Annotated in this window: 27 protein-coding genes; 13 read left to right on the top strand and 14 right to left on the bottom strand. The window is 66.4% G+C overall.

Annotated elements, in window-relative coordinates:
• Nucleotides 1–157: 157 nt before the first annotated feature.
• Together AC2YJX_RS16095 and AC2YJX_RS16090 are read right to left on the bottom strand one after the other, a co-directional pair.
• The gene (locus AC2YJX_RS16095) at nucleotides 158–1771 is read right to left on the bottom strand and encodes a DUF1800 domain-containing protein (RefSeq protein ID WP_487256627.1); all 1614 of its coding nucleotides are present in this window, start codon (nucleotides 1769–1771) and stop codon (nucleotides 158–160) included.
• 148 nt (nucleotides 1772–1919) lie between these two features.
• Nucleotides 1920–3191: an MFS transporter gene (locus AC2YJX_RS16090; protein ID WP_487256626.1), complete on the bottom strand. Its 1272-nt coding sequence runs from the start codon at nucleotides 3189–3191 to the stop codon at nucleotides 1920–1922.
• Between the two features lie 277 nt (nucleotides 3192–3468).
• Between AC2YJX_RS16090 and AC2YJX_RS16085 the strand changes: the two genes are divergently transcribed.
• Complete coding sequence (locus tag AC2YJX_RS16085) at nucleotides 3469–5172, top strand: flagellinolysin (protein WP_487256625.1); 1704 nt, start codon at nucleotides 3469–3471, stop codon at nucleotides 5170–5172.
• 18 nt (nucleotides 5173–5190) lie between these two features.
• On the opposite strand, the gene AC2YJX_RS16080 is transcribed toward AC2YJX_RS16085, so the two are convergent.
• Entirely contained in the window at nucleotides 5191–5628 is a 438-nt protein-coding gene (locus AC2YJX_RS16080) for a thermonuclease family protein (RefSeq protein WP_487256624.1), read from the bottom strand.
• Nucleotides 5629–6024: 396 nt separating this feature from the next.
• Here AC2YJX_RS16080 and AC2YJX_RS16075 point away from each other — a divergent pair, with 396 nt between their 5' ends.
• The gene (locus AC2YJX_RS16075; protein ID WP_487256727.1) at nucleotides 6025–6627 is read left to right on the top strand and encodes a DUF2242 domain-containing protein; all 603 of its coding nucleotides are present in this window, start codon (nucleotides 6025–6027) and stop codon (nucleotides 6625–6627) included.
• 79 nt (nucleotides 6628–6706) lie between these two features.
• Here AC2YJX_RS16075 and AC2YJX_RS16070 read toward each other — a convergent pair whose 3' ends face one another.
• On the bottom strand, nucleotides 6707–7255 hold the full coding sequence (locus tag AC2YJX_RS16070) for an RBBP9/YdeN family alpha/beta hydrolase (protein WP_487256623.1): 549 nt from the start codon (nucleotides 7253–7255) through the stop codon (nucleotides 6707–6709).
• Nucleotides 7256–7398: 143 nt separating this feature from the next.
• Here AC2YJX_RS16070 and AC2YJX_RS16065 point away from each other — a divergent pair, with 143 nt between their 5' ends.
• Nucleotides 7399–7836: an Lrp/AsnC family transcriptional regulator gene (locus tag AC2YJX_RS16065; RefSeq protein ID WP_306553184.1), complete on the top strand. Its 438-nt coding sequence runs from the start codon at nucleotides 7399–7401 to the stop codon at nucleotides 7834–7836.
• 80 nt (nucleotides 7837–7916) lie between these two features.
• Here the strand turns inward: AC2YJX_RS16065 and AC2YJX_RS16060 are convergent, their stop codons facing one another.
• Nucleotides 7917–8477, bottom strand: a complete 561-nt coding sequence (locus AC2YJX_RS16060; RefSeq protein WP_487256622.1) for a dihydrofolate reductase family protein — start codon at nucleotides 8475–8477, stop codon at nucleotides 7917–7919.
• A 77-nt stretch (nucleotides 8478–8554) separates the two neighbouring features.
• Entirely contained in the window at nucleotides 8555–9445 is an 891-nt protein-coding gene (locus tag AC2YJX_RS16055; RefSeq protein ID WP_487256621.1) for a LysR family transcriptional regulator, read from the bottom strand.
• A 182-nt stretch (nucleotides 9446–9627) separates the two neighbouring features.
• Here AC2YJX_RS16055 and AC2YJX_RS16050 point away from each other — a divergent pair, with 182 nt between their 5' ends.
• A complete protein-coding gene (locus AC2YJX_RS16050) occupies nucleotides 9628–10338 on the top strand; it encodes a glutathione S-transferase family protein (protein ID WP_487256620.1) in 711 nt (236 codons plus the stop codon).
• A 19-nt stretch (nucleotides 10339–10357) separates the two neighbouring features.
• Here AC2YJX_RS16050 and AC2YJX_RS16045 read toward each other — a convergent pair whose 3' ends face one another.
• Nucleotides 10358–10894: a pseudouridine synthase gene (locus AC2YJX_RS16045; RefSeq protein ID WP_487256619.1), complete on the bottom strand. Its 537-nt coding sequence runs from the start codon at nucleotides 10892–10894 to the stop codon at nucleotides 10358–10360.
• Between the two features lie 275 nt (nucleotides 10895–11169).
• Between AC2YJX_RS16045 and gltS the strand changes: the two genes are divergently transcribed.
• Nucleotides 11170–12411, top strand: a complete 1242-nt coding sequence (gltS, locus tag AC2YJX_RS16040) for a sodium/glutamate symporter (protein WP_487256618.1) — start codon at nucleotides 11170–11172, stop codon at nucleotides 12409–12411.
• A 135-nt stretch (nucleotides 12412–12546) separates the two neighbouring features.
• Here the strand turns inward: gltS and AC2YJX_RS16035 are convergent, their stop codons facing one another.
• Nucleotides 12547–13473 (bottom strand): peptidoglycan DD-metalloendopeptidase family protein, encoded by a 927-nt coding sequence (locus AC2YJX_RS16035; RefSeq protein WP_487256617.1) that lies wholly within the window; start codon nucleotides 13471–13473, stop codon nucleotides 12547–12549.
• A gap of 181 nt (nucleotides 13474–13654) precedes the next feature.
• On the opposite strand from AC2YJX_RS16035, the gene AC2YJX_RS16030 reads away from it, so the two are divergent.
• On the top strand, nucleotides 13655–14926 hold the full coding sequence (locus tag AC2YJX_RS16030) for a phospholipase D-like domain-containing protein (RefSeq protein ID WP_487256726.1): 1272 nt from the start codon (nucleotides 13655–13657) through the stop codon (nucleotides 14924–14926).
• A gap of 435 nt (nucleotides 14927–15361) precedes the next feature.
• Here the strand turns inward: AC2YJX_RS16030 and AC2YJX_RS16025 are convergent, their stop codons facing one another.
• On the bottom strand, nucleotides 15362–15610 hold the full coding sequence (locus AC2YJX_RS16025; protein WP_121419513.1) for a hypothetical protein: 249 nt from the start codon (nucleotides 15608–15610) through the stop codon (nucleotides 15362–15364).
• A 158-nt stretch (nucleotides 15611–15768) separates the two neighbouring features.
• On the opposite strand from AC2YJX_RS16025, the gene AC2YJX_RS16020 reads away from it, so the two are divergent.
• The 4 genes from AC2YJX_RS16020 to AC2YJX_RS16005 all read left to right on the top strand — a co-directional run bounded on the left by AC2YJX_RS16020 (nucleotide 15769) and on the right by AC2YJX_RS16005 (nucleotide 20464).
• On the top strand, nucleotides 15769–16731 hold the full coding sequence (locus AC2YJX_RS16020; protein WP_487256616.1) for an AAA family ATPase: 963 nt from the start codon (nucleotides 15769–15771) through the stop codon (nucleotides 16729–16731).
• Between the two features lie 5 nt (nucleotides 16732–16736).
• Complete coding sequence (locus AC2YJX_RS16015) at nucleotides 16737–17909, top strand: DUF58 domain-containing protein (protein WP_487256615.1); 1173 nt, start codon at nucleotides 16737–16739, stop codon at nucleotides 17907–17909.
• Nucleotides 17906–19399, top strand: a complete 1494-nt coding sequence (locus AC2YJX_RS16010; RefSeq protein WP_431152425.1) for a TgpA N-terminal domain-containing protein — start codon at nucleotides 17906–17908, stop codon at nucleotides 19397–19399. Before AC2YJX_RS16015 ends, AC2YJX_RS16010 begins: the two co-directional genes overlap by 4 nt.
• Before the next feature lie 288 nt (nucleotides 19400–19687).
• Nucleotides 19688–20464, top strand: coding sequence for a transporter substrate-binding domain-containing protein (locus AC2YJX_RS16005; protein ID WP_487256614.1), 777 nt, complete (start codon nucleotides 19688–19690; stop codon nucleotides 20462–20464).
• A gap of 28 nt (nucleotides 20465–20492) precedes the next feature.
• On the opposite strand, the gene AC2YJX_RS16000 is transcribed toward AC2YJX_RS16005, so the two are convergent.
• Together AC2YJX_RS16000 and AC2YJX_RS15995 are read right to left on the bottom strand one after the other, a co-directional pair.
• Entirely contained in the window at nucleotides 20493–20954 is a 462-nt protein-coding gene (locus AC2YJX_RS16000) for an SRPBCC family protein (RefSeq protein WP_487256613.1), read from the bottom strand.
• A gap of 160 nt (nucleotides 20955–21114) precedes the next feature.
• Nucleotides 21115–21432 carry a DUF2322 family protein gene (locus AC2YJX_RS15995; RefSeq protein ID WP_487256612.1) on the bottom strand — a complete coding sequence of 106 codons (318 nt, stop codon included), beginning with the start codon at nucleotides 21430–21432 and terminating at the stop codon, nucleotides 21115–21117.
• Between the two features lie 210 nt (nucleotides 21433–21642).
• On the opposite strand from AC2YJX_RS15995, the gene AC2YJX_RS15990 reads away from it, so the two are divergent.
• The 3 genes from AC2YJX_RS15990 (at nucleotide 21643) to AC2YJX_RS15980 (ending at nucleotide 23211) form a co-directional block, all read left to right on the top strand.
• Nucleotides 21643–21966 (top strand): ArsR/SmtB family transcription factor, encoded by a 324-nt coding sequence (locus AC2YJX_RS15990; RefSeq protein WP_431152429.1) that lies wholly within the window; start codon nucleotides 21643–21645, stop codon nucleotides 21964–21966.
• Between the two features lie 96 nt (nucleotides 21967–22062).
• Nucleotides 22063–22527 carry an SRPBCC family protein gene (locus tag AC2YJX_RS15985; RefSeq protein WP_228894403.1) on the top strand — a complete coding sequence of 155 codons (465 nt, stop codon included), beginning with the start codon at nucleotides 22063–22065 and terminating at the stop codon, nucleotides 22525–22527.
• 57 nt (nucleotides 22528–22584) lie between these two features.
• Nucleotides 22585–23211 carry a flavodoxin family protein gene (locus AC2YJX_RS15980; protein WP_487256611.1) on the top strand — a complete coding sequence of 209 codons (627 nt, stop codon included), beginning with the start codon at nucleotides 22585–22587 and terminating at the stop codon, nucleotides 23209–23211.
• A 196-nt stretch (nucleotides 23212–23407) separates the two neighbouring features.
• Here the strand turns inward: AC2YJX_RS15980 and AC2YJX_RS15975 are convergent, their stop codons facing one another.
• The 3 genes from AC2YJX_RS15975 to AC2YJX_RS15965 form a co-directional block, all read right to left on the bottom strand.
• Complete coding sequence (locus tag AC2YJX_RS15975; protein WP_010460358.1) at nucleotides 23408–23737, bottom strand: hypothetical protein; 330 nt, start codon at nucleotides 23735–23737, stop codon at nucleotides 23408–23410.
• 62 nt (nucleotides 23738–23799) lie between these two features.
• The gene (locus tag AC2YJX_RS15970) at nucleotides 23800–24792 is read right to left on the bottom strand and encodes an FHA domain-containing protein (RefSeq protein WP_487256610.1); all 993 of its coding nucleotides are present in this window, start codon (nucleotides 24790–24792) and stop codon (nucleotides 23800–23802) included.
• Nucleotides 24789–26213, bottom strand: coding sequence for a S1 family peptidase (locus AC2YJX_RS15965; protein ID WP_487256609.1), 1425 nt, complete (start codon nucleotides 26211–26213; stop codon nucleotides 24789–24791). The genes AC2YJX_RS15970 and AC2YJX_RS15965 overlap by 4 nt, the downstream gene beginning before the upstream one ends.
• Between the last annotated feature and the right edge of the window lie 67 nt (nucleotides 26214–26280).

The raw sequence follows: 26280 nt of genomic DNA, 5'->3' as shown, positions 1-26280 counted from the left end.
CATCGACTGCTGCGCATGAGCTTGCGCGGCCTAAGCCAGGGCAGCCGTGCAAGGGCCGCCCCGCCGCACGGGCTGCGTCCCCCTTCCCGAATTGCGGAGCAATTCGAGAGAAGGGGGAAGGCGCAAAGCGACTCAGGGGGATGTACTCCATGTTGCTCTAGCCGTGCATGAACTCGGGGGAGGCAAGGAACAACAGGTTCCACTCACGCGGTGATGTTGCCTGCGCCAGCGCATTGCGCGTGGCGGCCGACCAGGCGGGCTGCAGGGCGCGCACGTAGGCACTCTGCGCCAGCGGTGGGGGCGTGCGCTGTGATGCCGACTGTTCGGCCATCCTCATCTCCTTCTCGCGCGGGGTGGGCATGGGGGCGGTGGCCACACCGGCCCCGATGGCGCGGGCGATCTCGAAGCGCGTGGACATCTGCCCTGAGCCTGCCCATGCCGCCGCGTCCAGCGGGTAGCCGTCGGGCGTGGCGCGGCCATACAGGGGCTCGGCCAGGCGCTGCAGCCAGCCCAGTGCGGGCTCGGCGCCGGGCAGCACCGCGTCGCCATGGGCCAGGCGCAGGCTGGCCAGCACATAGTGCACCGGGTCGCGAAAGCGCTGGCCCAGCGATGCCCGAAATTCCGGCGCGCTGAACAGTGCCTCCAGCACGGCGGCGATTTCGCCATCGGTGCGCTCGAACGTGCGGGCCAGCGTCTGCAGCAGCGCAGGCGGTGGTTTGTCGCCCACCAGGAAGAGCGCGATCTTGCGGGTGATGAAGCGTGCGGTGGCCGGTGCGCGTGCCAGGCGGTCCAACGCCTCGTCCACCTCGGCCAGGCCTTCGGCGCGCAGGGGCTGGCCCAGCAGGGTCTTGGGTTCCCAGTCATGCCGCTGGGGGTTGAACTCGAACAGGCCATCGCGCACGTAGTGGCGGCGCAGCGCGGGCTTCATGCGCGGGGGCTCGTCGCTGTCTGGCTGGCGCGCAATGCCCACACCGGTCAGCACGCGTGCCAGCTCCTGCACGTCCTGCTCGCTGTAGCCGCCGTCCACGCCCAGCGTGTGCAGCTCCATCAGCTCGCGCGCGTAGTTTTCGTTGATGCGGCCCGCTGCGTTGCGGGCGTTGTCCAGGTAGTGCAGCATGGCCGGGTGGCGCACCGTGGCACCCAGCAGGTCGCGAAAGCGGCCCAGGGCATGGGGGCGGATGGCCCGTTCCTCGTAGTCGCCCACCAGCACACGCAGGTTGCCTTTGCCCGCAAACACGCTGAAGTGGTTCATCCAGAACCAAGTCATCTTCTCGCGCAGCTGGGTGTGCGAATACAGCGCGCGCAGCACAAAACGCTCGGCCGCCTCTTGCTGCAGCGTGCGCATGTCCTGCTGCCAGGCCTTGAGCGCGGCCTTGCGGCCGTCTTCGGTGGGCTGGGCCTTGGCGGCCTGGTGCTGCGCCTCCATGCGCGCGGCCAGCTCGGGCAGGGGCGTGCGGGTGATGGCCATGGCGTCGATCTGCGCCTGGGCCGCGCGCGGCAGCGTGGCGGGCGGGGGGCGCAGCTGCGCGGCCAGGTAGGCGGCAACCCCTTGCGGTGGCAGCACCTGTGCGCCCTGGGCGGTGTTGCCCCAGGTCACGCGGTCCAGCAGGCGGGTTTGCGTGGCTTCGTCGGCACTGGCCCAGCCAGCGGTACCCGCCGGGGTGGCGGCGCGGGCCAGGCCCAGCGGGGCGGTGGCAGCCATGCCCAGCAGGCCTGCGAGCACGGTGCGGCGTTGAAGAGGGCCGTGGTGAGGGGCGGAAGGAGCGTTCATGGAGTGCGCTTGGGGGCAGGCAGTGGGCGCATGGTGCTCCGCCCCAACGCGCCGTGCAAGCCTGCCGCGCGGGTTTTACCTGCGCGACACAAACGCCCCGGAGCTTGTTTACACGGGCTGACGCGCCGTCGCTGAACCTCTGAACCGCTCAGCTGCTGGCCTGCGCAGCTTCCTCGAAACGGTCCACCGTGCGCAGTGTCTTGAACGCCAGCATCCAGCCACCCACCACGCCCAGCGTGCACAGCCCGCCCACCACGGCGGCGGGCACCACGCCCAGCCAGGCGGCGCTGGTGCCCGCGCGGAACTCGCCCAGCTCGTTGGACGAGCCGATGAACAGCATGTTCACCGCGTTCACCCGTCCGCGCATGGTGTCTGGCGTGGAGAACTGCACCAGCGCGCCCCGGATGTACACGCTCACCATGTCGGCCGCGCCCGCCACCGTCAGCGCCGCAAACGACAGCCAGAACCAGTGTGAGAGCGCAAACACCAGGTTGGCCACGCCAAACACCGCTACCGCAATGAACATGGTGCGGCCCACATGGCGGTTGAAGGGCCGCATGCTCAGGTACAGCCCCGCACCCACCTCGCCCACGGCCATGGCGCTGCGCAGCGCGCCCAGGCCCGCCGGGCCCACATGCAGCACCTCTTGCGCGTAGATGGGCAGCAGGGCCACCACGCCGCCCAGCAGCACGGCGAACAGGTCCAGCGAGATGGTGCCCAGGATGATGGGCCGGGTGCGGATGAAGGTGATGCCTGCGCCAAAGCGCTCGAACATCGTTCCCTGCGCGGGGCCGGGCGCCGTGGCATGGGCCACCACCACACGCAGCAGCAGCGCCACGCCCAGCACAAAACACGCGCAGCACACTGCATAGGTCAGCTCGCCACCGCCCAGCGCATACAGCAGCCCGCCCAGCAGCGGCCCTCCGATGCTGGCGACGCGCATCAGCATGCTGTTGGCGGCAATGGCCTGCGCGAGCTGCCCGCGCGGCACGATCTGCGGCAGCAGGCTTTGCATGGCTGGCCCCGAAAAAGCACGTGCGCAGCCATACAGCACCAGCACCGCATAAATGCCCGCCACGCCGCTGGCCCCATGGCCCGCCAGCCACCACAGCAGGGCACTGCACACGCCGCCCACCGACCAGGCCAGCGCCAGGATGCGCCTGCGGTCAAAGCGGTCGATCAGATCGCCTGCTGGCAGCAGCAGGGCCAGCATGGGCAGAAACTGCGCCAGACCCACATAGGCCAGTGCCAGCGGCTCGCGCGTGAGGTCATACACCTGCCAGGCCACCACCACGGCCTGCACCTGGGTGGCGACCACGGCCACCACGCGGGCGATCAGAAAGGAAATGAAGCCGGAGTGGCCGTAGACGCTGGAGGTCTCCGCATCGGGTGCTGCAGGGGGGGAATGGGGGACTGTCATGAAAACGGAACGGGGGCGGCCGGGGCAGCGCACGCTGGGGGCCAGATGGGAAAGACCCCAGGATGCTAGCGGCTGTGCAGCCTGCACGCTGGGGGCTTGGGGGAAGACCCGCAGAAAGGGGTCTTCAGGTTTTGCCCTGGCCCGCCGATAAGGCAGAGAGGAAGAAGCGGGTTTGCGGCCTCGGCGCTGCTACTGCGTAGGGCTGGGCGTGCCGCTTCGACCGGTTCGTACCGTTTGTCTATTCATCTGCTTTGACCAGGAGTCCCCGGGGCGTGCCATGGCGTTGACGATCAACACCAACATGATGTCGCTGAATGCGCAGCGCCGGCTTGGCGGTGCACAAAGTGACATGGGCACGACCGTGCGGCGCCTGTCCTCGGGCTTGCGCATCAACAGTGCCAAGGACGACGCGGCGGGCCTGGCGATCTCCGAGCGGTTCACTTCGCAGATCCGGGGGCTCAACCAAGCGGTGCGTAATGCCAACGACGGCGTTTCGCTCATGCAGACGGCCGAGGGCGCGCTGCAGAGCGTCACGGCCAGCCTGCAGCGCATCCGCGAGCTGGCTGTGCAGGCCGCCAACGACACCAACAGCGCGTCTGACCGCCAGGCCATCCAAGCCGAGGTGACGCGGCTGGCGCAGGAGATCGACCGCACCGGGCGCACCACGCAGTTCAATGGTATGGACGTGTTCGATCGCTCCGAAGCCAGCGTGGTGGGCGACGAGAACCAGCTGTCTGTGTTTGACGGCCTGACCAGCGCGGGCAGCTGGCTGGAGAGCAGCGAAAACCTCATCCGCAACTACTTTGGTCTGCAGGGCGATGGCGCGGCCATCGACATCCGCTACACCGGCTTTACCGACAACGCGGGCGGTGTGGCCGCCTATGTGCAGGTCACCGGGTTTGACGGGCAGGGGCGGGGCAACAACCTGGTGCTGCAGGTGGACATGGCCGACTTCGTGCCGCCCAACCCTCCCAATGGCGGCTCTGCGCCGTTCTACAACGACCGTGTGATTGCCCACGAAATGGTGCACGCGGTGATGGCCCGCTCCACCAACTGGCAGAACATCACCGGCAGCCACTTGTGGTTTGCCGAAGGAGCGGCCGAGTTCATCCACGGCGCCGAAGAGCGCGTGCGCAACGACGTGGCCAACCTGGGCGTGGCGGCCGTGGTGGCGGCCATTGGCGGGCCCAGCAATACCAGCGAGTTCTACTCGTCCAGCTACTCGGCAGTGCGCTACATGCACGACCGCATCAAGACGGCGGGCGGCACCGGCATCAAGGATGTGCTCACCTACATGAGCAACAACCCCGGCTCCACGCTGGACGCGGCCATTGGCGCAGCCTCGGCCGGGGCCTTCACCAACGCTGGGGATGTGCTCACGCAGTTCGGGCTCAACGGCGCGGCCTTCATCGGCGGTTTTGACCTGAACAATGCCGACACCGGCGCCATTGGCGGCGCCGACGTGGACGGCGGCATGGTGCGCGACGCCAAGGCGGCGCTGCCCAACCAGGGCAGCCGCTCGGGCAAGGACGCGCTGCAGGGCTTCACCGAGACCTACGAAAACATCGCCTCGACCAGCGGCGCCATCAGCACCAAGGTGTTCCAGGTGGGCGCCAATGCCAACCAGACCCTGGAAACCCGCGTGGGCGCGATTGGCCTGGGGGCCATGGGCCTGCGCAACACGCTGGACGTGACCACCTCGGCCGCGCAGGCCATCGTGTCGGTAGACCGCGCGCTCGACTATGTGAACAGCCAGCGCGCCGTCATCGGCGCCCAGTCCTCGCGGCTGGAGTCGGCCATTGCCAACCTGCAGATCGGCAGCGAAAACCTGTCGGCCAGCCGCTCGCGCATTGTCGACACGGATTTCGCGGTAGAGACCGCCAGCCTGGCCCGCCAGCAGATCCTGCAGCAGGCGGGCAACGCCATGGTGGTGCAGGCCAACCAGATGCCCCAGGGCGTGCTGGCACTGCTGCGCACCTGAGGCAGTGTGACAAGAGGGTCAGCGCTGGCTGTGCCGGTGCCGGTAGGTCCACGGCGCCAGCGGCCGCTTCTGTGACCACAACCCTGTGCCGCTGCTGCGCGCCTGGCGCTGCAGAGCCACCAGCTGCGGGCGGGATTCGGCATAGGGCGTGTACACCCAGGCCAGGCCGGCACGCACCTGGGCGGTGGCCACATCGGCGCTGCCGCAGCGCACATGGGCCACCGTGCGGCCGTAGCTGTCTTCATCCACCGGCTGCAGCGTGGCGCGCTGCCTGAAGCACAGCCGCGCCAGGTGCTGCCGCGACTTCTGGCCAAACGCCTGGCGTGACTCGGGCGCGTCGATGGCGGCGATACGCACCTTCACCTGCTGGTAGGCACCGGGCGCGCCGCAGCGCACGGTCAGGGTGTCGCCGTCGCTGATGGCGACGACCAGGCAGAGCAGGGAGGCAAGGGGCACGGCAGCAGAGGGAGAGAGAAATGGTGGAAGGCGAGCAAGAAGGCAGGCGACAGAATGTTGTGCCAAATTGCCACTTTGCGCTTTATGGATAAGCGCTAACAGCTATCAATAGTGTAGCATCTGGCGTGTTGCATCTACGGGCTGCTGCAAATTGATACCTTGACGCGTGCAATGCCCGAAATGGTGCGCAGGGCATGCGTGCAGGGCTTTGGGCTGTGGTTACCACGCTTTCAGCCCCTCCACGGGCAAGGGCGTTGTGCCAGGCTGGGCATAGGGCTTTCTAGAATCGACGGGAACCGGGTGTGGTGCAGACTGTCAGAACGCCATGGCAGCCGTTCTGCGCCGCTATGGCAACCGGAAATGCCCCCCGCAATGACGACTTTCTTGATGATGTTGATGACCCCGAAGGAGTGCCCTCCCTTGCGTTTGTGCCTTTTCCCGACCCTCTTCACTGTTCGTTCTGGTGCCGCTGCAGGTAGCTTGGCTCTGGCCGCATTGCTGGCAGGCTGTGTGGGCACCACGCCCAAGACGTTTGGGGTGCAGGAGAGTTTTGGTTCGGTGGCCACCTACTCGCGCCTGTTTGACGCCACGCCCGCCCAGACCTGCGAGGCATCGCGCCGCGCGCTGCTGAGCCAGGGCTACATCATCTCCACCCACCAGCCGGAGCTGGTGGAGGGCAAAAAGAGCTTCCAGCCCGAAGCCGAGTCGCACCTGCAGATGGTGGTGCGCGTGGTGTGTGTGCCCGAGGCCAATGACGGCAAGGTGAGCCTGGGCTTTGTGACGGCGCTGCAGGACACCTATGCCCTGCGCAAGACCAACAACTCGGCCAGCGTGGGCGTGGGCGCCATCGGGTCCGTGTCGCTGCCGTTTTCTGCCAGCAGCGAATCGCTGGTCAAGGTGGGCAGCGAGACCATTTCCAAGGACGCTTTCTACGAGAGCTTCTTCGATCTGGTCAAGCGCTACCTCGTGATGGACCAGGCGCAAGCCATCGGTGGCTGACGCGGAGGTTTCAGGCACTGTGGCCTGAGCGCTCTGGGCCTGCGCTCTCAGAGGGGCGTGGCAATCCCCGCAGCGGTTCTCACTCTCCGCGCCAGCGCGCGACCAGCTCCCATCCCTGCGGCCAGTCACCCAGGCCACTGTCGGCATTGAGGTGGCCCCGCGCACCCAGCACCACGTGCTCGGCGTTCCAGGCGCTGGCGCACTGCGCCGAAAAGCCGGGGGTGGAATACGGGTCGCTGGTGCTGCTCATCAGCACCCGTCTCGGCAGGTCGCGCTGGGCGGGCAGCACGGCAGGCAGTGGGGCAAAGCCTTTGGCGTCGGCCGGAAAATTCGGCCCCCCGGGGTCTGGCACCGCCACCAGCAGCAGCGCATGCACGGGCCGGTGGTGGCGCGCGGCCCAGTGCACCGCGACCAGGCAGCCCAGGCTGTGTGCCACCAGGATGGGGGGCTGGGGCGATGCAGCAATGGCGTCATCGAGCGTGCGCACCCAGGTGTCGCAATCGGGGTGGTCCCAGTCGGCCTGCTCCACCCGCGCCACGCCCGCGTGCCGGGTTTGCCACAATGACTGCCAATGTGTGGGGCCCGAGTTGTAGATGCCCGGAATCAGCAAAACAGGTCGCGTCGTCATTCAATGTCCTTGTTCTCAAAGCAGATCCATCACTGCCCGCCAACAATAGGAAACCGCCGCTGTTCCGGCCAGGGGGGCTCATCGGAAATCGCCCGCCCAAACCTTGAAGTCATCGTTAAGAGCCTGTTCAAAGAAAGCACCCCGTGGAACTGGACAAAAAAGACCGGCAGATCCTCATGGCCCTGCAGCACGACGCGCGGCAAAGCCTGTCGGCGCTGGGCAAGCAGATCGGCCTGTCGCAGCCTGCGATGAGCGAGCGTGTGAAAAAGCTCGAAGACGCGGGCGTGATTGCAGGCTACGCGGCCCGCATCAACCTGGCCGCCGTGGGCCTGGGCCTGCAGGCGGTGGTGCGGGTGCGCACCACGCATGAGCACATCCAGCGCTATGTGTTGCTGTTCCAGTCCCTGCCCGAAGTGCTGGATGTGGTGCGCGTGACCGGCGAAGACTGCTTCGTGGTGCGCTGCGCCTTCGGCCAGCCCGCCGACCTGGAGCGTGTGGTGGATGCGCTGGCCGCGTTTGGCAGCGTTTCCACATCACTGGTGCTGTCGCACCCGGTGAACAAGGCGGTGCCGCTGGGTTAAGAATTTTTGCGTCCAAAGAGCCGCTGGCGCTTGATGGATAAGCACAAATAGCTATAAAAACAATAGCTTCAAGGGAGTGGCTATGGGTTGCGTTGCGAGGCTGGCGGCACCTTGTACCGCAGCTCTGCAAAGAGGCCGCCCAGCATTGTCACCGACTGCAGGCGCAGCGCCGGTTGTGTGATCCGGCGTGGCAACAGCGGCTTGCCCGCACCCAGTGTGACCGGTGCGATCTGCACGATCAACTCGTCCAGCAGGCCCGCATCATAAAACTGCCCCACCAGCTCGCCCCCGCCCACGATCCACACATTGCGCCCCGCTGCGGCCTGCACCATGGACTGGTGCACGGGCCGCACATCGCCACGCACAAAGCGCACATCGGCGCCCGGGATGGCGCGCAGCGTGCGCGTGCTGAACACCCATGTGGGCTGCGCGTAGGGCCAGGGCAGGCCTGCGTCGATGGCGTGTTTCAGCATCCATTCATAGGTGTGCGACCCCATGGCTAGCACCCCCACGTCGCGGATGAAAGCGGGGTAGCTGGAGCCCTCGATCTCGCCGAACTGCAAGAGCCAGCCAAGGTCATGGTCTGCCGTGGCAATGAAGCCGTCGAGGCTGGATGCGCCGTAGAACTGTGTGAGGGTCATGGCGGCGCACTGTAGAGACCGGCTGCTGACAACGTGCTGGCAGCAAGCTGGGAGGGCGACGGGAAGGCCCGAGTGCGTCAGGGCAACTGCACCGTCTCTGCGAGATGCCCGTACACCGTGGCAATGCGCCGCAGGTGCCGCGACTCGGGGTGCGTCAGCTGCCACAGCTCGGTTTCACAGTCGGCCAGCGACCCGGTGAGGGGGCGCAGGTCGCTGCGGCCCTGAGCCAGAAAGAGGGGCAGCACCCCCACGCCCATGCCCAGGGCCACCAGCTCCATCACGGTGAGCAGGCTGTTGACGCGGTAGGTGGGCTGCGCCTTGGGGTATTGCTTTTTGCGCCAGCGCACCGAGGGGTGGTCGGGCAGCGCGTCGTCGGGCGCAATCCAGGCTGCGCGGCCCGCCTCCACGTCGGACAGGACCAGCGGGCTGGCGGTGCCTGCGTACAGCGCGGATCGGATCATGCCCAGTTGCCGACCCACCAGGTGTTGTGGCGGACGCTTGGTGGCGCGCACGGCGATGTCGGTGTCTCGGCGCGTCAGGCTCACCAGTTCATTGCCCGCATGCAGTTCGTAAACCAAGGCCGGGTGCCGGGGCTGCAGCAGCTGCAGAGCCGGGGCGATGAGGCCGTGCAGGAGGGTGTCGGTGGTGGAGATGCGCACCGTGCCCGACACCTGCTCGGGCTGCGCCTGCGTGGCCGTGCGGGCGGCCTCCAGGGCAGCTTCCACGCGCTCGGCCTGCTCGGCCAGGGCCTGGGCCAGCTCTGAGGCGCGGTAGCCGGCGCGCGAGCGCTCGAACAGCAACTGGCCCAGCCCGCGCTCGATGCGCTGGATGGCACGGAACACCGTGGACGCATCCACGCCAAGCCGTTCACCGGCTGCTGCCAAGGTGCCGGTGCGCACCATGGCCAGCAGCACTTCCAGCTCTGCGGCGCCCAATTGATATTGCGTGGGTGCAATCGATGTTTTCATATTTGCTTATTTCGTTTGCGTCAATGCAATCATAAATTCTGCTGGTCGCCATACGTCGGTAGATACACCGCGGGCGATGTCTACCCCCTTGCCATAGAAAGCCCGCCTATGAAACACACCTGCACCTGCATTGCCTGCCTGTTGAACACCCTCTGTGCCCCACACGCTCAAGGATGGGCCGCATGAGCTCGCCTACAGCCGCACCCGCGCTCACCCTGGTCTCGCACGCGCTGTGCCCCTATGTGCAGCGCGTGGCCATCGTGCTGCACGAAAAGGGCCTGGCGTTTGAGCGCCGCACCATCGACCTGGCCCGCAAGCCCGACTGGTTCCTGGCCCTCTCGCCGCTGGGCAAGACCCCGGTCCTGCAGGTGCAGGGCCAAAGCCTGTTCGAGTCCGCTGTGATCTGCGAATACCTGGACGAAGTGGCCATGCCCGTGTTGCACCCGTCAGATCCGCTGCAACGCGCACGCCACCGGGCATGGATGGAGTTTGGCTCTGCGGTGCTGAACACCATCGGCGGCTTCTACGCCGCGCCGGATGAGGCCACGCTGCAGGCCCGCGCGCAGGACCTGCGCAGCCGTTTTGTGCAGATCGAAGAGGCCCTGGGCCAGCGCAGCGTGCCGGGGCCGTACTTTGCGGGGCCGCACTTTGGCATGGTGGACGCGGTGTTTGGCCCGGTGTTCCGGTACTTCGACGTCATCGACACCTTGCCGGGCATGGATGACCTGGCGCTCTGGCAAGGCTTGCCGCTGGTGCAGCAGTGGCGGGCTGCGCTGGCTGCGCGCCCTTCTGTGCAGCAGGCCGTGGGTGCGGACTATGCCGAGGGCTTGCGGGCCTTTTTGCGCGCGCGTGGGTCCGCGTTGTCGCGGCGCATGCAGGCGGTGGCCGCGTAGGCCCCGCACGCCTACCGGTTCAATCCGCCCAGGTGCCCGGCGCCAGCCCGTCCAGCGTGTACGGCCCGATGGCCGCGCGGATCAGCCGCAGCGTGGGGTGGCCCACGGCGGCCGTCATGCGGCGCACCTGGCGGTTGCGGCCTTCGCGGATGATCAGCTCGATCCAGGCAGTGGGGATGGCTTTGCGCTCGCGGATGGGCGGGGTGCGGTCCCACACCGCAGGCGCGGGCTCCAGCAGCCGTGCGCGGGCGGGCAGGGTGGGGCCGTCGTTCAACACCACGCCGCTGCGCAGCGCGGCCAGCGCGGCCTCATCGGGGATGCCCTCCACCTGCACCCAGTAGGTCTTCTCCATCTTGAAACGTGGGTCGGCAATGCGGGCCTGTTGCTTGCCGTCGTTGGTCAGCAGCAGCAGGCCCTCGCTGTCGGCATCCAGTCGCCCGGCCACGTATACGCCGGGCAGGTCGATGTAATCCTTCAGGCCCTGCCATTTGCCCTCGGCCGTGAACTGGCTGAGCACGCCGTAGGGTTTGTTGAAGCGGATCAGGCGGGCGGTCATCGATGACGGGGTGGGAGCGGTGAGGGTGGATCGGGGGGCGCAGGGCTGCCGAGCATAGCTGCAGCGAGGGAGGAAAGAACCAGTGCGGCGCTGAGTGAACAGGATGGCGTCTGACACCCGCTTCATCCTCCGGTCTGGCCGGGGAGGCGGAGCTTGACAGGTAAAATAGGCTCCAGCGCTACGCTAGCTTGCGCTGGCAGCTATCTAATCCATAGCTGATACATCTGGGCAAGTGTTGCCTGACCCTCTCATCCAGGCCTCAAGGAGACACCGCCATGACCACCATTGAACTCGACATTGCCCAGACCATCGGCATCGCTGCCGTGCTGCTGGTGGTGGGCGATTTCATAAAAAACCGCGTCGGCTTGCTCTCGCGTTACTTCATTCCCGGGCCCATCATCGGCGGACTGGTGTTTTCGCTGATTGCGCTGGTGGGCCACCAGACGGGCCTGTTCACCTTTCAGTTCTACGACAACATGCGCGCCTTTTTGCTGCTGGTGTTTTTCACCACCATCGGCTTTTCGGCCAGCTTCGAGTTGCTCAAGAAAGGCGGTGTCGGCGTAGCGCTGTTTCTGGCCGCCGCCGTGGGCCTGGTGGTGCTGCAGAACCTGCTGGGCGCCGGGCTGGCTGCTGCGCTGGGCGTGCATCCGCTCATCGGCGTGGCGGCGGGGTCCATATCGCTCACGGGTGGGCACGGCACCTCGGCCGCGTTTGGCCCGCTGCTGGAGCAGGCGGGCGCCGCAGGTGCGTTGCCCGCCGCCATTGCAGCGGCCACCTATGGCCTGGTGGCGGGTTGTGTGATTGGCGGCCCGCTGGGCACCCTGCTGATGCGGCGCAATGGCCTGCACACCTCGGGGTTGGCTGCGGGCACGCCAGCCGCTGCCACCGCCACGGCGGCTGGCGCCGTCGACACCGCCAATGCCTCCACCGCCCGCATTGCAGCCCCGGCCCCCACGGGCAACAGCGACACTGTGATGTACGCCAGCATCCTGATTGCCGTGTCCATCGGGGCAGGCACGTTGCTGGTCAACTGGCTCAAGGGCCTGGGCATTACGCTGCCTTCGTACCTGGGCCCGATGCTGGTGGCGGCGGTGGTGCGCAACATCATCGACTGGCGCGACAGTGCGTTGCCCCTGCGCCAGTTCGAGGTGGTGGGCAACGTGTCGCTGGCGTTCTTCCTGGCCATGGCGCTCATGTCCATGAAGCTGTGGGAGCTGGCCGAGGTGGCCGGGCCGCTGCTGGTCATCCTGCTTGCCCAGACCGTGCTGATGTTTGCGTATGGCTACTTTGTCACCTTCCGCGTGATGGGGCGCGACTATGATGCCGCCGTCATCGCCGCCGGCCACTGCGGCTTTGGCATGGGTGCCACGCCCAACGCCATGGCCAACATGCAGGCGTTCACCGCCGTCAATGGGCCATCGGTGAAGGCGTTTTTTGTGATCCCGCTCGTGGGTTCGCTCTTCATCGATTTTTTCAACGCCGTGATCATCACGGGCTTCATGAATTATTTGAAGTGACCCCCTGAGCCGCTTCGCGTCTTCCCCCGTAGGGGGACGCCTCCAGCGGCCCGGCGAAGCCGGTTCCGCGGTGGCGCTGGTAGGGGCGCGCCCCCTTCAAGCGCTGTTGGCCCGCAGCGACGGTGGATGCCGAAACTACACAGCCACAAACAGCGCAGGGTCCACCATGGTTCTGTTCAGCATCACGCCCCAGTGCAGGTGCGGCCCGGTCACGCGGCCGGTGGCGCCCACCTTGCAGAACGCGTCGCCCGCCTGCAGCACATCGCCCACGCGCACATCCTTGCTGCTCAGGTGGCAGTACATCGTCAGTAGGCCCTGGCCGTGGTCCAGCCACACCGTGCCGCCATTGAAGAAGTAGTCGCCCACGTCAATCACCCGGCCTGGCAACGGAGCCACGATGGGTGTGCCCGTGGCGGCGGCAATGTCCATGCCGCTGTGCGGATTGCGCGGCTGGCCGTTGAACACGCGCCGCAGCCCGAACGAGCTGGACCGCCGCCCAGGCACCGGCACCCGCATGCGCAGCGATGGCAGGGCCACACCGGCGGGCTGCTCGGTGAAGGTGGCCATCACCTGGGCCTGGTGGTCGCGCTCGCGCTCGTAGCGGGCCTGGTCCTCAGGCGAGAGATCCACCGTGCGGGGCGACACCTTGAGGTGCTGCTCCTTGTACTGCTTGGGGGCCACGCTGTAGTGCACCAGGCGCGGGCTGCCGCCGCCCTCGGGCAGCACGTTGATGAAGGCATCGCCCGGCGCTGCCGCCAGCGGTATGCCCACGATGGCCGTCCACTCGATGGCATCGCCCACCACCCGCAGCGGCACATCCGCATCGCCCTGGCGCACCTGCGCCACCGGCCGTGTGGCCGCCGGGCCCAGCGACAGCCGCGCCACACCCCCGGGCACCTGCAGCGCCTGGGGCCACACCGTGGGCGCAGGTGGCAAGGGCTTGGCGTGCAGCAGCCCCACCAGGGAGGGCTGGGCGAGAAGGCCCGCCGTGCCGATCAAGGCGCTGCGGCGGTTGATGGGGTTGGCTGGGCGGATGAGGGCAGGGCGGGCAGGTTCAGACACGGCAGGGCAACGGTAAGAAAAAAGCGCAATTGGGGGGATGGCAAGCGTGCTGCAGCCGCGCGTGCACGGCGAGCACCCCGCAATTGTGCCGCCCAGCGTTGGCGGCGTCCGCCTACATCGCCACCCCCAGGCCGCCACCTACCATCGCGCCATGCCACCTGCCGCCCCCCGCCGCTTCACCATGTTCACTGTCTTGCTCACGGCCCTGGCCACGGGGGCCCTTGTCTTGTTGGCGCTCAACTTCACGGCGGGCGAGAAAAAGGTGCAGCAACAGCTGCCGCGCCTGTACAACACCGCCCACCCGCAGTTCGAACGTGCCCTGGGCAGTCTGCTGGGCCCGGGCATTGTGGGCGGCAATGCGGTGACCGAGCTGCTCAACGGCGACCAGATCTTTCCGCCCATGCTGGCCGCGATCAAATCCGCGCAAAAAAGCGTCACCTTCGAAACCTACATCTACTGGTCGGGCGACATCGGTAAACAGTTTGCCGACGCCCTGAGCGAGCGCGCCCGCGCGGGTGTGCCTGTGCATGTGCTGCTCGACTGGGTAGGCAGCGCCAAGATGGAAGAGAGTTATCTGGCCGAGATGAAAGCGGCCGGGGTGCAGATCGAAAAATTCCACAAACCCCACTGGTACAACCTGGCCCGCCTGAACAACCGCACCCACCGCAAGCTGTTGGTGGTGGACGGACAGGTGGGCTTTACCGGTGGCGTGGGCATTGCGCCTGAGTGGACGGGCCACGCGCAAGACCCGGAGCACTGGCGCGACTCGCACTACCTGGTGCGTGGCCCCGTGGTGGCGCAGATGCAGGCCACGTTTTTGGACAACTGGCTCAAGGTCACCGGCAAGGTGCTGCATGGCGAGGCGTACTTTCCGGCCATCGCACAAGACCCTCCCGTGGGCACGCAAAAGGCGCAGATGTTCTCCAGCTCGCCATCGAGTGGCAGCGAGAGCATGCAGCTCATGTACCACCTGGCCATCACCGCCGCCGAGCGCAGCATCGACCTGTCGGTGGCGTACTTCGTGCCCGATGAGCTGACCCACAAATTGCTGATGGACGCCTTGGCGCGCGGCGTGCGCCTGCGCCTGGTGACCCCCGGTGAACACACCGACACCGAAACGGTGAAGGCTGCATCCCGCGCCACCTGGGGCCCGCTGCTGCAGGCCGGTGCCGAGATTTATGAATACACGCCCACCATGTACCACTGCAAGGTCATGATCGTGGACCAGCTGCTGGTGTCGGTGGGCTCCACCAATTTTGACAACCGCTCGTTCCGCCTGAACGATGAGGCCAACCTGAACGTGTACGACGCGGCGTTTGCGCAGCGCCAGACCGAGGTGTTTGAAGACGATATCGAGCGGTCACGCCGCGTGACCTACCAGGCTTGGTTGGACCGGCCGCTGCGCGAGAAGGCTCACGAGAAACTGACGGCCTTGCTGCGGTCGCAGTTGTGATGGGGTTTGAATGAAATCAGGTGCTGGCGCTTGTGGGTAAAGCGCCAGACGCTATCAATAGTGTAGTTTTCTGCGTCTGATGCGGGGGCGAAGACGCCGCCTGGATTTTTCAACCCAAGCAGGCATTTGCCCCTAGTCCACTGAAACCGAGAAATCGGCTGTGCGCCGGGGTGGCAGCGGGTGCAGCGCAAGGCTCGGGCTGCGGCCAAGGCTGGCCGCCTTGGCAAAGCCCGCAACGCAGCGATGCGCCTGCTACCACCCTGGCCCGAAGGGTGAGGGCCTGGCAGGGCCGCCCTCGTCGTTGCTGTGCTCGCCGGGTGTGCGCCCGCCTGCGCCCGCCGCCTAGAGTGCGGCCCTGCCAGACCCTCACGCACAGCCGATTTCTCGGTTTCAGTGGACTAGTGTCCCAAGTTTCTAACTCGGGACATTCGCCCATCAGTGCGTCACAAACTCGTACGTCACCGCCTCGCTGTCCACCATGTCGAGGATGTCGTCCAGCACATCTTCATCTTCGGTGCTGGCCCACAGGTCTTCAGGGTCTGCCGCAAACAGGGGTTCGATGGCAATGTCCATGAACTTGCCGTCGGGCAGCTTGATGACAGGCGTGCCCTCCGAGGTATCGACCAGCTCCCAGTCGTCGGGCACGGTCATTTCGAGTTGGATGGTGACGTTGAGTTTTTTCATGGCGATTCCTTGTTGGTAACCGGGCAGGGTAACCTGATTTGTTCTGCTGTGCGGGCTCCGGCGCCGACCGAGCGCGGATATGTGCCTGCTCATCGTGTGTCTTGGTTCCACCACAGCCGCTCCCTTAGAATTTTTGGCATATCAAGAGGGGAAGTCCGTTGGATCTCGCACAAACAGTCACAGACGCGGCACAGCAGTGCGCGCGCACGGCACAAGCCATCGTTCACAACGTTGAAAAAGTTCTGGAGGGCAAGCATCAGCAGGTCGAATTGGCGCTCGCAGCCGTCGTGGCTGGAGGGCACCTGCTGATTGAGGATGTGCCCGGCCTGGGCAAGACCATGCTTGCGCGCGCGCTGGCGGTGTCGGTGGGGCTGTCGTTCAAGCGCATCCAGTTCACCGCCGACCTGATGCCTTCAGACATCGTGGGCGGGCCGGTCTACAACCCCAAGGACGGCAGCTTCACGCTGCGCCCCGGCCCCGTCTTTGCCAACATCGTGCTGGCTGACGAGATCAATCGTGCCAACCCGCGCGCCCAGTCGGCCCTGCTCGAATGCATGGAGGAGGGGCAGATCACGCTGGACGGGCAAACCCTGCCGCTGCCAGCGCCGTTCGCCGTGCTGGCCACGCAAAACCCCATCGACATGGCGGGCACTTACCCGCTGCCAGAGGCGCAGCTCGACCGTTTCCTCATCCGCCTTTCGCTGGGCTACCCCGACGCGGATACCGAAGCGGGCCTGATCCAGAGCCAGCAGTTCTCGCACCCCATCAGCCGATTGCAGCCGGTGTGCCGGGCCGGCGAGTTCGAGCGGCTGGTGGCAGGGGCGCACGAGGTGTCCATCACCCCTGAGGTGGCGCAGTTCATTGCTGCCATCGTGCGGGCCACGCGCAAGCACCCCGACATCCGCTTCGGCGCTAGCCCGCGCGGCACGCTGGGCCTGGCGCGGATGGCGCGCGCGCTCAGCTGCATCCGCGGGCGCTCTTATGTGGACCCGGCCGTGGTGCGCGAAGTGGCCACGCCGGTGCTGGCACATCGCATCATCGTGCAAGGGCAGGGAGCCCAGGCCAAGGACCCCCACGACATCATCCAGGCCATCCTGATGTCGCAGCGCACGCCCCAGTAGCGCCCATGGAGCGACTGCTGACCCGATCACGCGTACTGCTCGCGTTCTGCTGCACGCTGCTGCTGGCGGCGCTCAACCGCCGAGACCCCATGGTCTACGGCATGTTCCTGTTCCTCGCCACCGTGACCGTGATGGGCTTCGTGCTGCCCTGGCTTTCGCTGCGCGGCATGGCCGTGCGGTTGCGGGCCGATGGTCTGGGTGGGGAAGTGATCGAAGGCGCTGGGTGCGACATTGGCATCGTGGTGGAGCGCAGCGTGCGCTGGCCCGCCTTCATGGTGGACGTGGAGACCGAATGGGAATGGGCCGGGCGTCACCTGACACTGCGCCAGACGATTCCCGTCGTTCGCACAGGCAAGGCCGTTGAACTGGGCCGGCAAGTGCGGTTTGCATGCCGGGGTCACTACCGGCTGGTTGCCGTGCGTCTGGCCAGTGGCTTCCCGCTGGGCCTGGTGCAGGCCCGGCATGCCATGCAGCACACCGGTATCGCAGTGCATGTACTGCCCAAGCCCCAAGCGATGTATTGGCCGCTGCCCTGGAATGTATCGCCCGACCCCTCGGGCACGCTCGCCACCCGCCACACGGGCCAATCGTTCGAGCTGGGCCTGTTGCGCGAGTACCAGCAGGGCGATTCAGTAGGACGGGTGAACTGGCGCGCTTCAGCACGGGTGGGCGAGTTGGTGATCCAGCACTTCCAGCAACTGGGGGCCGTGGTCCTGCGGGTGGCTGTGCATGCGCCTGCGGCGCCAGCCTTGGGCAACCCCGCCAGCGCGGGGGAGCAGGCCATCCGCCTGGCGGCGGGGGTTTTCGATGCAGCCCAAGGACACGGTGCACAGGCATTTCTGTATTTGGCGGGCGATGGCGAGCCTGTGCAGGGCGCTGCCCTGGTGCGCACGGCCCTGGCTGCGGCGCAGCCAGCAAGTCCTGCCCAGTTGTGCGAAGCCTGCATGCGCGTGGCTGCGGTTGCAAGGGTGGGCGATCAGATCGCGCTGGTCGTGCCGGGCGACATGGTGCAGGCCGACCTGGCAGCAGCGCTGGCAGAGTTGAAGGGCGTTGCCTGCGCAGTGGTGGTGTGCATCGCCTTGGGACATGTTGTTGGTCCGGCGCAATTGGTAGCTGCCCAGGGCCTGCAGGCCGTGGCCCAGCGGGCCGGTGCAGTCAGCTGGATGGAGGCACCATGAGGTCTGGCAGCACACCCGGCAATGCGTCCACCCGGGCCTCCGCCAGCGCGCGGCCCGCACCCACCAGGGACCGCACCCGCCGGGCGGACAAAGAACCGTCGGCCCCGCTGCAGAGTCGGGGCGCCATCGTGTTCGCAGGGCTTAGCTATCTGTTCACAGCCTTTGCGTTCTCTTACGTGGAACGGAGCTATCGGGCCTTCGGTTTTGCCTGTCTGCTGTGGCTGGTGTGGGCGGCACTTGGCTTTGGCGCTGGGGTGTTTAACCAGCGCGGCCCCGAGGGTGCAGGCCGCAGGCAATGGCAGGTGCTGGGTCTGTTGGGCTTTGTGCTGGCTGTGTTCCCAGGCATCCTTCTCTTCTCCTTCCCGCGCTGGGTGTGCATGGTGCTGCTGGTCGTGATGGGCGCGCGGGCGGCCCAGCTGCGCACGCGGCGTGACCTGTACCTCACGATGACCGTGATCTTCACGGTATGTTTTCTGACCACCACGCACTACGCTGCTGACTGGAGCCTGTGGTTCTACCTGGGGCCGGCCTGGCTGTGCGGTGCGCTGACGCTTGCTTGGCTTCATGCCGAAGGCGTAGACCTGTCGCGCTGGACCAAGCTGTCGATGACGGCAGGTTTCGTGGCGGTGTCCTTTGCCATTGCTACCACACTGTTCCTGTTTGCACCCCGGCCGCCGGTGCTCGGTTTTGGCTTCTTGCCGGGTGGCGATACGCCGGGTTTGTTCGACCCGCCTTTCGGGAAGCAGAGCGACCCTGTTGCGGACCAACGCGCCCGGGGGCAGGGCGGTCAAGGTGGTGCGGGTGGCAAGGGCTCCGGCTGGGGGGCGCCTCCGCGCCAGGGGCAGTCGCGGCTACAGCCCGGTACGCCCCCATCGCAGTGGGATCGCATGCTGGATTCCATGCGGGACGCTGGCCGCGACCCGTTCGCTCCACAGTGGCAGCGCGGTGCTATCAACGGGGCGCTGGACGCAGCCCAGGCGCTGCGCAACTGGTGGAAAGGCAGCGGCGGGCCAGGTGGCGCGGTGGGGACTGGCGGGCAGGACGACACGTCCATGCAGCCGCCTCCACCGGGCAGCGGCGGGGCAAGCAGTCTGCTCGGTCTATTGCTATGGCTGGTTTTCGTGGTCCTGGCATGGCTGCTGTGGCGTCGGCGCCATCGATGGGGCGTGCGCCTGGCACTGGCTGTGGCGTGGGGCCTGTCGCGGTGGTTTCCTGCACGGTCCATGCAGCTGTCTGCCCGCGCCATGACTTGGTGCTTGCGCGCCTACCGGCACCCGCCGCTGCGCGGGCAGTCCGTGCGCGAGCACTGGTCTTCTGCGAAAGGGCTTGCGCCACTGGCCCACATCTGGCTGAGTCGGGCGCTGGAGAACTACTGCGCGATGCGCTTTGGCGGCCTGCCTGCGACGCAGGAACGGGCCTTGCGCCTGCGCGAGGACGTGCTGGGTGCCACCGAGGTCATGAGCGGCACCGTGCCCGAACTCAGCCGCTGAGGTCAGGCAGCCCTCCGGCGTCGCTGCGCGGCGGGGTTGAGTCCCTGCTGCTTGGCCGTCGTCTTCATTTGCCACGCTGACCGCAGTCGCGCGCGGTTCAATTCAAGGCTGACGGCAGTGTGCAGACTATGGATACGGGTGCGGCGTGCCTTGAACTGGTGGACCTCATCCGGCCGACTCGCTGGGCACGCTGCGTAGCGAGGGGCTGCTGTATCCTTTTGTTGCGCACCGCTCACGCAGATGTTTGCAGTTGCACAGCCTATCCCTCTTCCTTCGGAGTCTCGCCCAATGATCGCCAAAAAAGTATTTGCCCTGGCCGCCGTGGCCGCCACCCTCGCCTTCAGCCAGGCAGCACAAGCCGGCCCCCGGCTCGACAAGATCATGGAGGCCAAGGTCATCCGCGTGGGCACGCCCGGCGACTACCGCCCGTTTGCCATCAAGACCGACGCGGGCTACAGCGGCCACGACATCGATGTGATTGAAACCATGGCCAAGGAGCTGGGCGTGAAGATCGAATACGTGCCCACCACCTGGCCCAACCTGGTGAAGGACCTGCAGGGCGACAAGTTTGACGTGGCCGTGGGCGGCATCACCCGCAACGTCAACCGCATGCGCATTTTTGACATGCTGCCCGGCTACGCTCCCTTTGGCAAAGTGGCCCTGGTGCGCACGGCCGACAAGGCCAGATACACCAGCGTAGATGCCATGAACCAGCCCGCCGTGCGCGTCATCAAGAACCCCGGCGGCACCAACGAAACCTATGTGCTGGCCAACCTCAAGGCCGCTCAGGTCAGCACGCACGACAAGAACGCCGAGATCCCCGCGCTGATCGCCGAAGGCAAGGGCGACGTGATGATCACCGAAACCTACGAAGCCCTGCACTACGCCAAGGCCGACCCCCGCCTGCACGCCGCGTTTGTGGATGCGCCGCTCACGCCCAAGAACTACCTGGGCTTCATGTTGCCCACCGACGACGCCGACTATGTGCGTGTGATGGGCTTTGTGTGGGGCCTGGTGGACAGCCGGGGCACCATCAAGCAGGCGGCAGACAAGTGGTTGAAGTGATCAGGGCCTGAGGCTTTGGGCGTCTGAGTTATTCGCCCGGAATCTCTGGCTCCACCAGCAGCGCCAGCAGCTGCAGCGACTCCTGCCAGCCCACGTAGCACATCTCGGTGGGGATCACCGCCGGGATGCCCGCCTGCACGATGGACACCTCGGTCCCCGCGATCACCTTTGTCAGCTGGATCGTGGTGCGCATCTCGCCCGGCAGGTTGGGGTCGTCAAACCGGTCGGTGTGCACGATGCGCTCGCCCGGCACCAGCTCCACATACTCGCCGCCAAACGCATGCGTCCCGCCACTGCTGAAGTTGGTGAACTGCATGCGGTAACTCCCGCCCACGCGTGCGTCCATGCTCAGCACCCGGCCGGTAAACCCGTGGGGCGGCAGCCATTTGCACATGGCGTCTGGGTCCAGAAAGGCGCGGTAGATGCGCTCTGCCGGGGCGCGCAGCACGCGGTGCAGGGTGACGGTACCGGTGTTGATGTTGGTCGTCATGCTCGGGTCTCCTTGGGGTGTAGATCTGTGGTGGATGAAAGCGTGAACCGCCAAACCATATCGGTTATTCAACGTGTTCACACCCCTACGACGAACGGACCTGCGCGTTTTCGACACGCCGCTGTTGCAACGGCCAACTTTTTGGCAAAGCCTCAGCATTTCAGGCCACAACCGTCCGCACCCCAAAGCTCTCGCTGCCCTGCGCCCAGGCCAGCAGCCGGTCAATGTTGGGGTGCTTGCCGGGGAAGGTGCGCGCATCGGCTACATGCTCGGCATACCACTCCAGCCCCAGGGTGGCGGCCGCAGGCGTGATGCGGCCGCCGTATAAAGCCGCCAACGCGGCATACACCACCAGCGACCCGGTCTGTCCGGGCTTGTTCTCGATGGTGGCCGGCACTTGGTCGTCCGCGCCCAGTAGGTGCAAGGCGGCGAGGTGGCTGGCGGAGGGGAGTTGCTTGAGGCGGTCTGCGAAGTTCATGGGCAAGGACAAAGGGTGGATACCACGGGCGGATTCCCCGGCCCGCAGCGGGTGGATGGGTCGTGTGGGCCTGCATTGTCGTGCCGCCCCGGTGGGCCGCACAAACCATCCCGTGTTCTGCGCAGCGCGCCTGCATTTTTTTGTGGAGGGTTGACCAACTCATAGCCATTTGGTTACTATTTTTCATCCATAACCAATGAGTTATATTTTGTGAAATCCCCTGAAGACCTGACCTTCGCGGCGTTGGCAGACCCCACGCGCCGTTCCATCTTTCAGCAGCTATCCCGGGAAGGGCAGCAGACCGTGAATGTGCTGACGGGGCATTCCCACATTTCCCAACCGGCGGTGTCCAAGCACCTGGCCGTGCTCAAGCGTGCGGGGCTGGTGGAAGACCGCCGTGCCGGGCGCGAAACCTACTACCAGGTGCGGCGCGAAGGATTGGCGCCCCTGGTGGACTGGATGAGCGTCTATGCCGGCTTCTGGAACCAGCGCCTGGATGACCTGGAGAACCTGCTGGGACGCATGGACCAATGACTGCGCAACTCCACACCACCGAAAACACCATGCAGAACCGCCATCACCTTTCCTGCCCTGCACCTGCCGTTGCGTTTACCTTGCAGGCGGTGCGCCATGGCTGATGCAACCCGATCCCACGCCACCGCCCCCACGGCGCCAGGCACGCAGTCCCTGGTGTTCGAGCGGCAGATACCCCACCCGCGCGAGAAGGTCTGGCGGGCGCTCACGCAGTCCTGGCTGATGGAGGAATGGCTCATGGAGAACGACTTCGTGGCCGAAGTGGGGCATCGCTTCACGGTGCGCGCGCAGCCGCTGCCCGGCTGGTCGGGCGTGACGCATTGCGAGGTGACGCTGGTGGAGGCGCCCAGCCAGCTTGCCTACCGCTGGGGCAACGGCACCGAGTCGGCCAACGGGCTCATCACCCACATCACCTGGACCTTGCAGGAGCACGGCGGCGGCACGCTGCTGCGCATGGAGCAGGCGGGCTTCCGGCCCAACGACGGCATCAGCTTCGAGCGCATGGGCGGCCTGTGGCCGCGCATTCTGGAGCGCCTGGAGCAGGTGGTGCACGGCCACTAAAGCCCACCCAACACCCCCATCCCCTCACCCACAGTTCCCTAACCCATGAACTCAAGCATGAACATGACTACGCCCACTCCCCGAACCACCAGCACCCCCGGTGTGCGCATTGCGATCGTCTTTCACAGCGGCTACGGCCACACGGCGCGGCAAGCGCAGGCCGTGAAAGAAGGCGTGGCGCAGGTGGAGGGCACGGAGCCCCTCCTCATGACGGTGGAGGAAGCGCCTTCACGATGGAATGACCTGGCGTCCGCCGACGCCATCATCTTCGGCGCGCCCACCTATGTCGCCAGCGCCTCCGCGCAGTTCAAGGCCTTCCAGGAGGCCACGTCCAACGTGGTGATGGCCAAGGGCCTGGGCTGGAAGGACAAGATCGCCGCAGGCTTCACCAACTCTGGTTCGCGCTCAGGGGACAAGCTTTCCACCCTGATGCAGATGGCCCTGTTTGCCGCGCAGCACGGCATGCACTGGGTGAACCTGGCGTTGCCCCCTGGCAACTGCTCGTCCACCGGGTCGGAAGAAGACCTGAACCGCCTGGGCTTCTGGCTGGGTGCCGCCGCGCAGTCGAACACTGATCAGGGCGCCGACCTGGTGCCGCCGGAGGCAGACCTGGCCACGGCGCGGCACCTGGGGGAACGCGTGGCCCACACCACGCTGCAATTTGTGCGGGGACGTGTGCACTGAAGCTGGCGGTGTGTGGCCTTCTGTGCTGGCCGCGAAAGGGCACTGCCGGACGCCGCCCGCGAAGCCCAGGGCCCATGAATTTGAATGAAATTGGGTGCCAGCGATTGATGGGTGAGCGCTGGCAGCTATCAAAAGTAAAGTGCGCCCGATTCGAAGAAGAAGGAAGTTCGTCCACCGTAGGGAGCGACCATCGGGTTCATGCCTGCCACACCCCAAACCCCGCCGACCGCAGGTCGATGCCAATCTCGATCTCCCGGTCCACTGCATCCTCGTAGCTCATGGGGTTGAAGCCTTCGTACAGATCGGGCAGCAGGCGCAGGCCGTATTGCGTCACAAACCGGTTGGCCTGGATGCCCGCCTTGTGCTTGTCAAAGCGCACATCCGGGTCCAGCCCGGTCATGCCCACATACACGCAGGGCTTGCCCTCGATGTAGCCCGGGTTACACCGGCGAAAGCGCGGCTCCAGCAGAACGTCTTTGGAGAGTTCGACCACGTAGACGTGGTGGTGGAGCTTGCGGCGGCGCATGGGTGGATGGGATAGACGCGGGTAGTAGGGCTGCGGTGAAGCGCTCTGCGCGGTGCTACTTTTTACTCGTCATCGTCCGCCTGGCCGTCATCGCTCAGGCGGCGGTCCAGCTTGCTGCGCAGCGACTCGGTTTCTTGCAGAAACTGCTCTACCGGCACGGCCGGGGCCACGCGCAGGCTGGGCGGAAACAGGCTGCTCATGTAGAGCGTTTGCGACAAGCGCATGTTGTTGAGCCACTGCGCACCCAGCCACGACGGCACGCCCAGGGCCACCACCGCAGCCACCATCCACGCCAGGCCAACGCGGCGGCGCGGCAGCACGGTCGCCAGGTGGGCATACAGCGCACCAGCCAGCACCAGCACGATCAACACACTGGCGAACTGCGAAAAAACCTCCAGCGAGAAAACGAATGCAGTCAGGTGGGCCACCAGATGCACCACATCCACCCCCAGGGCCGCAGCGCAGGCTATGCGCACGTGGCGCCAGAACTGCAGGTGGCCCGCAAACACCTTGTTGGCCGCGGCCCACACGCCCGACCAGGCGCCCAGCACCACCAGCAGCGTGAGCAACACGCCCGGCACGGCCTTCAGGTATTGCGAAGTGTCGCGTGCATCCAGCCACGACTCCCCCAGCCCCGCCAGCAGCACCAGCGCCACCAGCACCGCCGTGGTGCCCACCGTGCGCCACGGAAACTGCGGCAGCGGCTGCTCGTCGGCAATCGGCGCATCTGCCAGGCGCAGCGTGATGTGGGTGTGGCCCAGGTCGATGGGCGTGGCGTCGGGCCACTCAAAGTGCTCGCCCGGGCCGTGCTGCTTGCGCTGCAGGCGTGCGCCATTGCGCGTCTCCAGCACCTCCACCTGCACGGTGCGTGGCTCGTTCACCGCGCGGTCGATGCGCAGGTGCCGGGGCGCCACAAACGGGTCGTCCAGCACCAGGTCGCAGTCCAGCGCGCGGCCTACTGTGACGGGCCAGCGCGTGATGGGTGCGCGCGCCAGCAATGCGCCGTGGCGGTCAAAGGCTTCGATAAGCCCCAGGGTGGTCGGCATCGTGCTCATGGTGCGGCCTCCCAGCGGAAGGCCTTGAGGTAGTGGCTGGCCAGCTTCATGCCGTTGTCAAAAGCGATGCCCTGCACGTCCAGGCGGCCCAGCACGCCTTGCGTAGGCTGGTTGATGGACGCGGCCAGGATAGTCATGTTGTACAGGCCGGGCAGCTTGCGGTAGGCCGACAGGCAGACCACCGCGCGCAGCGGCAGGCTGCCGGGGTCCACAAAGCGCTCGCTGCACTCTGCGGCCGTCTGGTGGCGGTTGCCGCGCCGTTGCAGCTGTTCGTTGGCAAAGCTCTGGGAAAACATCCGGGCGAACCGTGCAGCGCCCAGGGTGGGGGCGTTGTAGGCCTCATAGCTCAGGCGCACTGCGCCGGTGTTGAATTCACCCGCCACCACATCGCTGTCGGCCCGGCATTGCGTGCGCTCCAGGTTCAGGCCCGGAAACGCCGGGTCGCGCCCCGATCCCCAGCACCGCGCCAGCGCATCGTCTGGCACCGGCACGCGGTAGTTGCCGTGGCGCTGCTCGCGAAACGGTGCTTTCAGGAACCGGTCTGTCAGAAGCTGCTGGTGCTCCATCAGTTGCCGCGTCATCTCGGCATGCGCGGCCTGGGTGATGGGCTGGGCGTTGGCCGCACGCTGCACCAGCGCCTGCGCAAACTCGGCCGGGATCAAGAAGCTCACCTGCTCGCCATCCATCCGCTTGGCCACGTTCACGCCCAGCACGCGGCCTGCGTCGTCCACCGCCGGGCCGCCGCTCATGCCGGGGTTGAGCGTGCCGCCAAAAAAGATGCGCGGGTAAAAGCTGCGCTTGACCAGCCCGTTGTAGGTGCCTTCGGTCACGGCAAAGCCGATGTCCAGCGGGTTGCCCAGCGAGTAGATGCGCTCGCCCTGTGCCAGCGCCTCTTCCGCGGGCCGAAAGCCCAGCACCGGCGCAGCGGCCGTGCGGCCCTTGGCGCGCAGCACGGCCAGGTCGCGCTGCACGTCAAACGCCAGCAGCTCCACCTCACCCTCCTGGCCTTCCATCGTCACGTATACACCCCGGTAGCGCTCGGGCTCCAGCGCCAGCTGGCTGGCCACATGGAAGTTGGTGACGATCAGCCCGTCGGCCGACACAAAAAAGCCCGAGCCAATCGACGCCTGCGTGTTGGCATTGCGCAGCAGCGTTCGGATCTGCACCAGCTTGTCGCGCGACAGCTCATAAATGCGCCGGGCATCGCGCGACAGCAGGGCGGCATCCGCCCCGGTGGGTACAGAGGCTGCAGCGGCCCCCGGTGGCGGTGTGGTGCCGTCTGCCGGGTCACTGCCCGCAGGGCGAGTTGCCGGGGGGGCGGTGGGTGGAGGGGCATTCTGTGCGTGGGCGACCAGGGCGCAGAGCAGCAGAACCAAGGACGAGGTAGCCAGCCGCAGGGGCCGGATCAGGGGGAAGGGCATCGCGGTATTCTATGAATGCCCTGCACCTCCCCAGGTTCTGCCTGGGCAACCCATCCAATATCTACGC

The sequence above is a fragment of the Acidovorax sp. SRI_002 genome (genome assembly GCF_057586455.1).
This window is presented reverse-complemented; position numbering and strand designations above follow the sequence as displayed.